This is a genomic window from Candidatus Sarcina troglodytae (assembly GCF_015708635.1).
Taxonomy (GTDB): Bacteria; Bacillota; Clostridia; order Clostridiales; family Clostridiaceae; genus Sarcina; species Sarcina ventriculi.
The window spans coordinates 2,192,311-2,205,350 of sequence record NZ_CP051754.1 but is presented as its reverse complement, the minus strand read 5'-3'; the positions used below and the strand labels follow the sequence as shown (position 1 = coordinate 2,205,350).

Genomic DNA, 13,040 nt, shown 5'->3' with positions numbered 1-13,040 from the left:
AAGAAAGGGAGAATGGGACAAGAATTACAGTTTTATATGTCTCAAGGTGAAATTATGAAAGTAACAAATACTGATGAACTTTTAGTAAAAATTGCTGAAATAAGAGAAGCTCAAAGAATATTCGCAACATATACTCAAGAACAAGTAGATAAAATATTTATGGAAGCTGCTTTAGCTGCTAATAATGCTAGAATAAAATTAGCTAAAATGGCTGTTGAAGAATCAGGAATGGGAATTGTAGAAGATAAAGTTATAAAAAATCACTTTGCTTCTGAATATATATATAACAAATATAAAAATGAAAAAACTTGTGGAGTTATAGAAAAAGATGAAGCTTTTGGTATAACAAAAGTTGCTGAACCAATAGGTGTTGTTGCAGCGGTAGTTCCAACTACAAACCCAACATCAACTGCAATATTTAAGGCTCTTATATGTTTAAAAACTAGAAATGGTATAATTTTTTCACCACACCCAAGAGCTAAGAATGCAACAATTGAAGCTGCAAGAATAGTTTTAGAAGCTGCTGTTAAAGCTGGAGCACCTAAAAACATAATAGGTTGGATTGATGAACCATCATTAGAATTAAGCCAAAAGGTAATGTCAGAATGTGATATAACATTAGCAACTGGAGGCCCTGGAATGGTTAAGGCTGCATACTCATCAGGAAAACCAGCAATCGGAGTTGGAGCAGGTAATACACCAGCAATAATTGATGATACAGCTCATATAAAAATGGCAGTAAGTTCAATATTAATGTCTAAAACTTTTGATAATGGAGTTATTTGTGCTTCTGAACAAGAAGTAATTGTTATGGATTCTATTTATAATGAAGTTAGAAAAGAGTTTATTGCAAGAGGAGCTTATTTCTTAAAGGGCGATGAAATAGATAAAGTAAGAAAAACAATAGTTAAGAACGGAAGATTAAATGCAGATATAGTTGGTCAATCAGCATTTAAGATAGCACAATTAGCAGGGGTTAATGTTCCAGAAGATGCTAAGGTATTAATTGGGGAAGTTGAATCAGTTGAACTTGAAGAAGAATTTTCTCATGAAAAATTATCTCCAGTACTTGGAATGTATAGAGTTAAAACATTTGAGGAAGCTTTAGCTAAGGCAGAAAGATTAGTTGAACTTGGAGGATTTGGTCATACTTCATCTTTATATACAAATACACAAATATCAAAAGATAGAGTTGCTAAATTCGGGGCTGCTATGAAAACTGGTAGAACAATAATAAATATGCCATCAAGCCAAGGTGGAATAGGAGATATCTACAACTTTAAGATAGCGCCATCTTTAACTCTTGGTTGTGGTTCATGGGGAGGAAATTCAGTTTCAGAAAACGTAGGACCTAAACATTTAATTAACGTAAAAAGCGTTGCTGAAAGGAGAGAAAATATGCTTCTATTTAAAGCACCTCAACAAGTATATTATAAATTTGGTTCACTAGTTATGGCTTTACCACAACTTGCAGCCATGAAAAAGAAAAAAGCATTTATAGTAACAGATAATATGTTATCTGAACTTGGATATGTTGATAAAATAACAAAAATATTAGAAGAAAATGAAATAGATTTTAGAGTATTCTCAGATGTTGAACCAAATCCAACATTAGGCTCAGCTAAAAAAGGTGCTGAACTTATGAGAGCTTACAATCCAGATGTAATTATAGCATTAGGTGGAGGTTCACCAATGGATGCTGCTAAGATTATGTGGGTATTATATGAACATCCAGAAGCTAATTTCCATGACTTAGCTATGACATTTATGGATATTTCAAAGAGAATATATCCATTCCCTAAGATGGGTGAAAAAGCAATGATGGTTTCAATACCAACATCAGCTGGTACTGGTTCAGAAGTTACTCCATTTGCAGTTATAACTGATGAGAAAACAGGTGTTAAATATCCACTTGCTGACTTTGAATTAATGCCCAATATGGCAATAGTTGATGCAGAACTTATGATGAATATGCCAAAGGGATTAACAGCAGCATCAGGTATAGATGCATTGGTTCATGCACTTGAAGCTTATGTTTCAGTTATGGCATCAGAATTTACTAATGGATTAGCTTTAGAAGCAATAAGATTAGTATTTAAGTATCTTCCTCAAGCATACAATGAAGGAACAACAAACATTAAAGCAAGAGAAAAAATGGCTCATGCTGCAACAATGGCAGGAATGGCATTTGCAAATGCATTCTTAGGAGTTTGTCACTCAATGGCTCATAAATTAGGAGCAGAACATCATATAGCACATGGTGTAGCTAATGGAGTATTAATAGACCATGTTATAAGATTCAACGCTGCTGATAAGCCAACAAAACAAGCAATATTCCCACAATATAAATATCCAAATGCTAAATGGAGATATGCAAAAGTTGCTGAATATTTAAATCTTGGTGGAAGAACTGAAGATGAAAAAGTAGAAAGATTAATAAAAGCTATAGATGAACTTAAGAAACAAGTAAATCTTCCAATGACAGTAAAAGAATGTGGAGTTAACGAAACAGACTTTATGAGAAGTTTAGATAAAATGGCAGAAGCAGCTTTTGACGATCAATGTACAGGAGCTAACCCAAGATATCCATTAATGAGCGAATTAAAAGAAATGTATATAAACGCTTATGAAGGAAATAACGAAAGAGTTTAATGAATAGATAATATATAAAAATAATAAAACTATGCTGATATTTCTTCAGCATAGTTTTTTATTGTTTATAAATATTTATTTTTCGGTATCTAAAATAAATCTACCAATTATAGCAGATAAAATTCCACAGCAAATTGGTGCAAGGATAAACAACCATAATTGTTTAATAGCAAGTCCACCTACTAATAGAGCAGGTCCAATGCTACGAGCTGGATTTGCAGACATTCCTGTTACTGGTATACCTACTAAATGAATAGTAGTTAATGAAAGTCCAATAACAATACCTGTAACAAGACCACCATTTCCCTTTTTACTAGTTACTACTAATATAACTAGAATAAATATAAATGTTAATATAAATTCAGTTAAAAAAGCACCACCAGCACCAAAATGACCAAAACTATTTTGTCCTAAGTTTGTTACGGGCATATGACCTGATTTTAAAATTATAAATAACATAGATGAAGCAAGTATTGCTCCTAAAATTTGAGCTATTATGTAAGATATAAATTGATGGAAAGATATTCTTTTGTTAATAAACATAGCCACAGATACTGCAGGATTTATATGGCAACCAGAAATATTTCCTATAGCATAACACATTATCATAAGTGCTAAACCAAAGGCAGCAGCAATTCCTAAAATGCCAATTCCGGTTGTTCCACCACCAAGTACAGCAGCTCCAGTACCTATAAATACTAAAACAAAAGTACCTATAAATTCAGCTATTGCTTTTTTTGCCATATTAAAGGCCTACTTAAAGTTTTATAATTAAATATGTAAACAAAATGTGAACACGAATAGCATTATACCATTAAATAAATTAATAGTAATTTATTACATTAATAAAATTAAAATTGTTAATGTTTACTTTATAAAGTAATTAATTTGAAAACAAGTAACAATAAATAAAAATAAATAATAAATAATGTGAATTTAGTATATTATTAATTATTATTACCAATTTTTAAGCAAATAAAACTTAACTGAATAAAGTTTTTCTTTGTGTTAAAATAATAGATATAGTAAGTAAAGAATTTGGAAAGTAGGGAAGGGTTATGAAAAAAGAAGTATTTATAAAAAATAGAGATAATTTAGCTAATCTTTTAGAAAATAATTCATTGGTGATATTGTTTGCTGGAGAGGCATTTTTTAAAAGTGCAGATGAAAAATATAAATTTACGCCAAATAGAAATTTTTATTATTTAACAGGTGTAAATGAAGAACATCATATTTTGGTTATGCAAAAACAAAATGATGAACTTTTTGAAACTTTATATGTTTTAAGACCAGATGAAATTCAAGAAAAATGGACTGGTAAAACTATAAGAGATTATGAAGCAAGAGAGATTTCAGGAATAGAAGACATTAAATATTTAGATAATTTTTACGCAGATTTAAACAATCTTTTAATAAGTGGAGATATAAAAAATGTATACTTAGATTTAGAAAGAAGAGGATTTGATGAAGAACTTAGATATCCTCAAAGTTTCGCTAAGAAGTTAAAAAAGAAATATGCAGATATTATAGTTAAAAATGTTTATAATGAAATAGCTAATCTTAGAAAAATTAAATCAAAAGAAGAAATAGAAGAAATGCAAAAAGCTATTGATATAACTACAAAAGGTGTAGAGGTATTAATGAAAAATTGTAAACCGGGAATGAAAGAATATGAATTAGAAGCATATTTTGATTTTACTTTAAAACAAAGTGGTGTAACTGATTTTGCTTTTAACACAATAGCGGCTTCAGGTAAAAATGCTACTGTTCTTCATTATGTAGATAATAATAGTGAACTTAAGGATGGAGAATTAATTCTTTTTGATTTAGGTGCTCAATTTAATTATTATAATGGAGATATTTCAAGAACTTTCCCTATCAATGGTAAATTTACAGCTAGACAAAAAGAGGTTTATGAGGAAGTATTAAAAGTAAATGAAGAGATTTCAAAGATGTTAGTTGTAGGTGTAACTTTTAGAGAAATAAATGATAAGGCTAACGATTTAATTGCAGAGGCTTGTATAAGGTTAGGATTAATAGATGATAAAAAAGATTTTAGAAAGTATTATTTCCATTCTATAGGACATAGTTTAGGTCTTGATACACATGATGTTGGAGAAAGATGGGGAGAATTAAAAGAAGGTATGGTGTTTACTGTTGAGCCTGGAATTTATATTGAAGAAGAGAGAATTGGTATAAGAATAGAAGATGATGTTCTTATAACTAAGGATGGACCTGTAGTTTTAACAAAAGATTGTATAAAAACTGTTGATGAAATAGAAAATTTTATGGCTAATATATAAATAAGGAAATTAATTCTTGCATATTGATTATAAATAGTGTATATATAATAATATAAAAAGTGAATAATTTAAATTAAGGTAGAGGTGCGGTTATTAAAAGTATTTAAACTTTTATGTTAAGCAAATGAGGTTTAATGAAAGGAATAATCGCCGAAGTGTTTAGCTAAAGCTTTAATGCTAGATGCTGGGGGTATATAAAATATATATATCACTGTCACAAAAAATTTGTGGAGAGCTATCATCTAAATTTTATAAACTATAAGTTTATTTATAAAATGAAGTTATTTTGTTTTATTTAAAAGCGTATTTATAGACCTTGGGTGATAAACTCAAGGTCTTTTTATTTTGTTTTAGGGGAAAAGTTGCCTTAAGTTATTATTCGCATAATAAAGGGGGAAAATTAAATAGTGAAAAAGAAAACTTCGTTACAAATATTTTTATCTATATTTATATTTTCGATGCTTTGTTCAACAGTAGTTTTTGCTTCTAATGGAGATGTAGATACAGGTTCTTTAAGTTTTGGGGCAATGACAATATTACCTCCTCTTGTTTCGATAGTATTAGCATTTATAACAAGAAATGTAATAGTATCTTTATTTTTGGGGACATTTTCGGGATGTGTAATATTAAACTTAAATGGATTTAATATATTTTCTGCAATTTTTCAAGGGGCTATAGATTTTACTTATAGGGCTTTAGAGGTATTATCAGATCCTTGGAATGCAGGAATAATTCTTCAAGTTTTAGTAATTGGAGGTGTAATACATTTAGTTGCTAAAATGGGTGGAGCAAAGGCTATTGCAGAGGCTTTAGCTAGAAAGGCCAAAACAGTTAAAAGTGTTCAACTTACAACTTGGCTTTTAGGACTTGCGGTATTTTTTGATGATTATGCTAATGCTTTAATTGTTGGGCCTATTATGAGACCTGTTACAGATAAGCTTGGAATTTCAAGAGCAAAATTAGCTTTTATAATAGATGCAACAGCAGCACCAATTGCAGGTCTTGCAATTATATCTACTTGGATTGGACTTGAAATTGGGCTTATTGGAGATGCTTTTTCAAGTATAGGAATAAATGTGGATGGATTTAGTGTATTCCTTCAAACAATACCGTATAGGTTTTACAATATATTAATTTTAGTTTTTGTATTTATTACAGCAATAACTTTGAGAGAATTTGGCCCTATGTTAAGTGCAGAAAAAAAGGCTAGGAAAGCTTTAAAGAGGGAAGCACTTTTAGAGAGGGTTGAAAAAATAGAAAAAACGCATAATGAACTTGAACCAAAGGAAGGTGTAAAACTTAGTATATGGAATGCAATAATTCCAATAGGAACTTTAGTATTCTCATCACTTATAGGTTTTTATTATAGTGGATATTCTTCTGTAATGAATGGAGCAGATGTTGTGGCAAAAGAAGTTTTTATAAATGCACCATTTAGTTTTAGTGCCATTCAAGAAGCTTTTTCAAACGCTGATGCATCAGTAGTTTTATTTCAAGGAGCGCTTCTTGCAAGTTTAGTTGCTATAATAATGTCAGTTTGTAAAAAGATTTTTACTATATCAGAAGCAATAGAAACTTGGATTGAAGGAATGAAGGGACTTCTTATAACAGGAGTTATATTGGTTTTAGCTTGGTCATTAAGCTCTGTAATAAAGGAACTTGGAACTGCTGCTTATTTAGTTTCTGTTTTGCAGTTTGCAATACCAAAATTTTTACTTCCATCAATAATATTTATATTAGGTTCTATAATAGCTTTCGCAACAGGAACAGCTTATGGAACAATGGGTATACTTATGCCTCTTGCGGTGCCTTTAGCATATGCAATAAACCCAGATATGAGTTTTATAGTTGCTTGTACATCAGGCGTTTTAACAGGAGCAATTTTTGGGGATCATTGCTCACCTATATCAGATACAACTATATTATCATCAACTGGGGCTGGTTGTGATCATATAGAGCATGTAAGAACTCAAATATGGTATTCGTTATTTGTTGGGGCTATAACGATAATATTTGGATATATACCTGCTGGTTTTGGTGTAAGTATTTGGATTATACTACCTGTTGCTATAATTGCGCTTATAGCAATAACATTTATGGTTAGTAAAAAGATTGAACTAGAAGATAATGAAAAAGTAAGTGCTAAAAGTATTGAAGCATAAAAATTATAAATAAATGATAAACTTAAGATAAAGACTTTAGCAATAAGTAAAAAAAGAGGGTTTTAGAATATAGCAAGACTACCTTAATTTTAGAATTAGGGTAGTTTTTTGTGTTAAAAGCTTTAAATCAATTGACACTTTTTACATTTTATCATATGATAAGAGAGTAAATGCTATGATGAGAAGAGTAGCAAGGTTGAGAGTGCAAAAGAGAGCTGGAAAAAGGTGAAAGCCAGAGACTTGAGATTTTGTGAATATGGCCTTTGAGCAGATTTTTTGAGGAATATTATTCTAAGGAAAGTACGGTAGCAACCGTTATATTGCTAAGTAATTTTTTTATTCTACTTATTAAGGTATCTATGGTGACATGGGTATAAATTAGAGTGGTAACGCGTGAATAACGTCTCTATGGTATTTCCATAGGGATTTTTTAATATTAGTTTTTCTATATTTGAATGATTATAGGATTAAGTTTTGATTTATTTTATTAAACAATGTAAATACTAGAATATGATATAAATTTAGGGAGGATAAAATATGATGAAAAAACCATATTATATAACAACACCAATTTACTACCCATCAACAAAGCTTCATATTGGAAATACTTATACAACAGTAGCTGCTGATGCTTTAGCTAGATTTAAGAGATTAACAGGTCATGAGGTTATGTTTTTAACAGGTAGTGATGAGCATGGTCAAAAAATAGAAAGAATAGCTAATGAAAAAGGAATAACTCCAAAAGAACACGTAGATGAAATAGTTGCAGGAATAAAAGACTTATGGAAAATGATGAACGTAAGTTATGATAAATTCATAAGAACAACTGATGACTATCATGTGAAGGCTGTTCAAGATATATTTAAAAAATTATATGATCAAGGAGATATATATAAGAGTTCTTATGAAGGGTTATATTGTACACCTTGTGAATCATTTTGGACAGAAACTCAATTGGTAGATGGAAAGTGTCCTGACTGTGGAAGACCAGTTGAAACTGCAAAAGAAGAGGCTTATTTTTTCAGAATGAGCAAATATGCAGATAGACTTATTAAATATATAGAGGAAAATCCACATTTTATTCAACCAGAATCAAGAAAAAATGAAATGCTTAATAACTTCTTAAAACCAGGTCTTCAAGACCTTTGTGTATCAAGAACAAGTTTCACTTGGGGAGTTCCTGTAAGTTTTGATGAAAAACATGTTGTTTATGTTTGGATAGATGCTTTAACAAACTATATAACAGCTTTAGGATATGGTCAAGAAAATGATGAACTTTACAAAAAATTCTGGCCAGCAGATCTTCATTTAATAGGAAAAGATATATTAAGATTTCACACAATTTATTGGCCAATAATGCTTATGGCTTTAGGATTAGAACTTCCAAAACAAGTATTTGGTCATGGATGGTTACTTGTTGATGGTGGTAAAATGTCAAAGTCAAAAGGAAATGTTGTTGATCCGGTAGTCTTAGTTAATGAATTTGGAGTTGATCCAGTAAGATACTATCTTTTAAAAGAAATACCATTTGGCTCTGATGGATTATTTAATAATGAAATATTTATAAAGAAAGTAAATTCGGATTTAGCTAATGATTTAGGAAACCTTTTATCAAGAACTATAGCTATGGTTGATAAGTATTTTGATGGAGTTATTCAAGCACCAACTTGCAAGGAAAATATTGATGATGAATTAATAAATCTAGCTTTAGATACTCCTAAAAAGGTAGAAAAGGCTATGGATGAATTAAGAATTCCAGAAGCTTTAGAGGAAATTTGGACTCTTATAGGCAGAGCGAATAAATACATTGATGAAACAACTCCATGGATACTTGCTAAGGACGAGGAAAAAAGAGATAGACTTGGAACAGTTTTATATAATCTTTTAGAATCATTAAGATTTATATCAGTTTTAATGACTCCATTTTTAACAGAAACAAGTGAAAAAATGAATGCTCAATTAAATACAGAATTAACTACTTGGAATAGCTTGGCTTCTTTTGATGGAACAAAAGCAGGAGGTCATGTGGTTAAAGGAGATGTTATATTCCCAAGAATAGATGTTGAAGAAAAGCTTAAACAACTTGAGGCTTTAAAACCAGCCCCTGTAAAGGCTGCTAATGAAGAAATAGTTAAAAATCCTATAAAAGAAGAAATAACTATAGAAGATTTTGAAAAAATAGATTTAAGAGTTGTTAAGGTTTTAGAATGTGAACCTATTAAAAAGGCTAAAAAGCTTTTAAAACTTAAAGTCGATTTAGGTGGCGAAACAAGACAAGTAGTTTCAGGTATAGCAATGCATTATAAACCAGAAGATTTAGTGGGTAAATATGTGGTTTTAGTTGCTAACTTAAAGCCAGTTAAGTTAAGAGGAGAATTATCACAAGGAATGATTCTTGCAGCATCAACTTCAGATGATTCATTATTGACACTTGTAAATCCAGGTGAACTTCCAACAGGTAGTCAAGTTAGATAATTAATTAGATTGTTTTATTATATTTATAATTAATAATGTAGTAATTAAAATATAATTTGATATTTAGAGTTATAAAATTTAAGGTTCTAGAAGGTTAATTTATTGCTTTCTAGACCTTTTTATTATAGGAGGGAATAAATTTGAAAGTATTAATAGCAAATGCATGGCCTTATGCAAATGGTTCACTTCATATAGGAAGAATTGCATCGTGGCTTCCTGGAGATGTTTTAGCTAGATATCATAGGGCAAAAGGAGATGAAGTAATATTCTTATCAGGTTCAGATTGCCATGGTGCTCCAGTTTTAAAAAAGGCAAAGGAAGAAAATAAAACTCCAAAAGAGATTAGTGACTTTTATCATAGAGAATTTATTAGATGTTTTAATAAACTTGGTTTTTCTTACGATATATTTTCGAGAACAGATACGTTTAATCATAGAGAGGGCGTAAAAAAATTTATAATAGAACTTTATGAAAAAGGATATATTTACGAAAAAGAGGTTCAAAAATATTATTGTGAAAACTGTTTAGAGCTTTTGGAAGAGGAAGATTTAGAAGATGGAAAATGTAAGGTTTGTCAAGGTGAAGTAGTAGAAGCATCATCTAAGCATTTATTTTTTAAATTATCAAGTTTTGAAGAAAATATTAAAAATTTAATAGACGATAATAATACTTGGAGAAGTGATGCTATAAATATTACGAGAAGGTATTTAGATGGCGGATTAAGGGATAGAATTATAACTAGAGATATAGATTTAGGAATTAATGCACCTATTAAAGGGTATGAAGATAAAAAGATTTATGTTTGGATAGATGCATTAATGTCTTATCTTACGACATCTATGAATTATATAGATGATATGGGAGAAGATTTTAAAGAGTATTGGAATGATGCAAATAGTAGAGTATACTTATTGCATGGAAAAGAAAATATACCTTTTCATACAACTGTATTTCCTGCTATATTATTTGGTCTTGGGATTGATAAATGCAATATAAGAATGTTATCATCACAGTATTTAAATTTAGAAGGAAAGACATTTTCAACTAATAAAAATTGGGTTCTTTGGGTTCCTTATATGATAGAAAGATTTAATATAGATTTAATTAGATATTATTTAATAAGTAGAGGACCAGAAGTTAAAAATTCAGATTTTACATGGAAAGATTTTATAAATGCTAATAATAATGAGTTATTAGGTTGTTTTGGAAATTTTGTAAATAGAACTTTAGTATTTATAAATAAAAATTTAAATGGAAGTCTTGAAAATTGTGAAATGGATAAAAGATGGATGGGGGTTTTAGAAAAAGTTTATGAGTATGTTGGGCAAAAATTTGAGGAAGGTTCTTTTAGGGAGGCTTTAAAATATGTGTTTAAAATAATAGCAATTGCTAATGAATATTTTGATAAGGAAAAGCCGTGGCTTTTAATTGATAAGGATAGGAAAAAGTGTGAAAATCTTTTATATACCTATGCTCAAATAGTTATAGCATTAAGCAATATTTTAAATCCAATAATGCCGTTTACTTGTGAATGTATTAGGGATTTTATGGGGAATGATAATGTTTTATGGGAGTTTAAAGAAGTAAAGAATATAAAGGTTAAAAGAGTTGATTTTTTATTTGAGAGAATAAACAGAAAAGTAGCTATAAATGAATTTGAAAAATTAAAAATGAAAAAAAGATAAAACAAATAGCCCTTGAAATTTGTGTAAGGGGGACAAATTCCTCAAGGGCTAATTTAAGGGGTAAAATTAAATTAGTGTTTTAGCTACGTTACAATTATTATAATACTAGTTGTATGTGTCAATTTAGTGTCAAAATCATAAAAAATTATTTATATTACAAGAAAAATGTAGTAATAGGAGGTAAAATGTCGATGAAGATTTATTTAATATCTGCATTAGTTGGAGCTGTTATAGGTTATATAACAAATTGGTTAGCTATAAAAATGCTTTTTAAACCTCATAATGAGAAAAGAGTATTTGGTATAAGAATTCCTTTTACACCAGGATTAATACCTAAAGAAAAGAAGAGAATTGCAAAAAGTATAGGTGAAACAGTAAGTGAACATATTCTTACAAATGAGGTAATTGCTCAATCTTTAAATAATGAAAAGATTTTATTTGGTTTAAAAAATATGGTAGATACAAAAGTTCATAAAGCTTTTGATGAAAATTTTAGTGTAAATGAAGTTATGAAAAATTTAGAAGCTAATAATGCTTTTATGGAAGAAAAATTAAGAAAAAAAGCGTATACAAGTTTAGAGAAAATAATTAATAACAAGGAAATAAATGTAATAATTTCTAGTAATATTTTTAATTGTATTTTGGAGAGAGTAAAAGAAAAACCTCAGTTAATTATAAAATTGATTAAAAGTAAAAAATTCAAAGATAGTTTATTAGAGTTAAATGCAAAGCAAAAATCTAATAAAATATTAGATAAAAAAATAGTAAACATGATAAGTGAAAAAACTTTAAATTTTATACAAGAAGAAAAAATTTTGAATGATATTATACCAGATGAAATATCAAAAGGTATTGAGGAGCTTATATACAATCAAAAAGATATAATTTGTGAGAATTTAATAAAGGCTTTAGAGGGTGAAATTTTTTCGAGTAAAATAAAAGACATAATAGGGGCAATATTGCCATCTATGGTAACCATGTTTATGAGCATTGATAGTCTTTATGAAAAGTTATTTAATTCGGTTAAAGGGTATTTATTAGTAGAAGAAAATAAGATAATTGTATGTAATTACATTATTTCTATGTTAAATAATTTAAAGGATACTAAGATAGAGGAGATAATAAGGTCATTATCAGAGGATGATTTTAATAATATTTGTAAAAATATTTCTGATTTACTAAATAATAAATTGTTAAGTGATGAAAATATATTGATGTGTATAGAAAAGTTTGAAAAATACATGGAAAATATAGATTCTTATGAAACTATTATTTTGAAAGTAGATGAGAACTATAAGCAACATTTAAAAGAATTTTTAGATTCTAGTATAAAAAAGTTAGTAAAAAAAGAGGAATTTAAAGATTTAAGTGAAGGTATTGTAAATAATTTAATAGGATATTTGTTAGATTTAAGAGTAAAAGATATCTTTGATAATGAAGAAGAAATGTTTAATTTTGTGTGGAATATAATTAGTAAATATTACAATGATTTTATTGAAAAAGATGCACATAAAGTTGTTGAATTAATAGATATTTCAGGGCTAATAGAAGAACAAATAAATTCATTTGATGTAAGTTATGCAGAAAAGTTAATAGTGAAAATAGCAAGAAGGGAATTGGGAGCAATAACTTGGCTTGGTGCACTTCTTGGGGCATTTTTAGGTTTGTTATCTCCGCTTTTATCAAGGCTTTATAGTTAAATAGTAAAGTGGATGATGCTTGTAAATTCTTTTGCTCTTATATAAAATCAATAATAGTATATG

7 protein-coding genes and 1 riboswitch are annotated in these 13,040 nt (G+C 29.0%); of the genes, 6 read left to right on the top strand and 1 reads right to left on the bottom strand.

Annotation, left to right across the window (positions count from 1 at the left end; translation table 11 throughout):
- The first annotated feature begins 54 nt into the window (after positions 1-54).
- Positions 55-2,652, top strand: coding sequence for a bifunctional acetaldehyde-CoA/alcohol dehydrogenase (gene adhE, locus HH195_RS10290; RefSeq protein WP_196371938.1), 2,598 nt, complete (start codon positions 55-57; stop codon positions 2,650-2,652).
- Positions 2,653-2,727: 75 nt separating this feature from the next.
- Here adhE and HH195_RS10285 read toward each other — a convergent pair whose 3' ends face one another.
- A complete protein-coding gene (locus tag HH195_RS10285) occupies positions 2,728-3,396 on the bottom strand; it encodes an aquaporin (protein ID WP_196371011.1) in 669 nt (222 codons plus the stop codon).
- A gap of 314 nt (positions 3,397-3,710) precedes the next feature.
- Between HH195_RS10285 and HH195_RS10280 the strand changes: the two genes are divergently transcribed.
- The 5 genes from HH195_RS10280 (at position 3,711) to HH195_RS10260 (ending at position 12,977) form a co-directional block, all read left to right on the top strand.
- On the top strand, positions 3,711-4,955 hold the full coding sequence (locus tag HH195_RS10280) for an aminopeptidase P family protein (RefSeq protein ID WP_055258755.1): 1,245 nt from the start codon (positions 3,711-3,713) through the stop codon (positions 4,953-4,955).
- A 71-nt stretch (positions 4,956-5,026) separates the two neighbouring features.
- Positions 5,027-5,201, top strand: a riboswitch (Lysine riboswitch).
- 161 nt (positions 5,202-5,362) lie between these two features.
- On the top strand, positions 5,363-7,117 hold the full coding sequence (locus HH195_RS10275) for a Na+/H+ antiporter NhaC family protein (RefSeq protein ID WP_148524079.1): 1,755 nt from the start codon (positions 5,363-5,365) through the stop codon (positions 7,115-7,117).
- A gap of 537 nt (positions 7,118-7,654) precedes the next feature.
- Positions 7,655-9,592, top strand: a complete 1,938-nt coding sequence (metG, locus tag HH195_RS10270; RefSeq protein WP_055258753.1) for a methionine--tRNA ligase — start codon at positions 7,655-7,657, stop codon at positions 9,590-9,592.
- Between the two features lie 140 nt (positions 9,593-9,732).
- On the top strand, positions 9,733-11,277 hold the full coding sequence (gene metG / locus HH195_RS10265; protein WP_196371010.1) for a methionine--tRNA ligase: 1,545 nt from the start codon (positions 9,733-9,735) through the stop codon (positions 11,275-11,277).
- A 191-nt stretch (positions 11,278-11,468) separates the two neighbouring features.
- Positions 11,469-12,977, top strand: a complete 1,509-nt coding sequence (locus HH195_RS10260) for a DUF445 family protein (protein ID WP_055258749.1) — start codon at positions 11,469-11,471, stop codon at positions 12,975-12,977.
- The last annotated feature ends 63 nt before the right edge of the window (positions 12,978-13,040 follow it).

What these genes read in the sequence shown, in the direction of transcription:
- adhE (WP_196371938.1), top strand. Translation starts at nt 55, where the DNA reads ATGAAAGTAACAAATACTGATGAACTTTTAGTAAAAATTGCTGAAATA.
- HH195_RS10285 (WP_196371011.1), bottom strand. Translation starts at nt 3,396, where the DNA reads ATGGCAAAAAAAGCAATAGCTGAATTTATAGGTACTTTTGTTTTAGTA.
- HH195_RS10280 (WP_055258755.1), top strand. Translation starts at nt 3,711, where the DNA reads ATGAAAAAAGAAGTATTTATAAAAAATAGAGATAATTTAGCTAATCTT.
- metG (WP_055258753.1), top strand. Translation starts at nt 7,655, where the DNA reads ATGATGAAAAAACCATATTATATAACAACACCAATTTACTACCCATCA.
- HH195_RS10260 (WP_055258749.1), top strand. Translation starts at nt 11,469, where the DNA reads ATGAAGATTTATTTAATATCTGCATTAGTTGGAGCTGTTATAGGTTAT.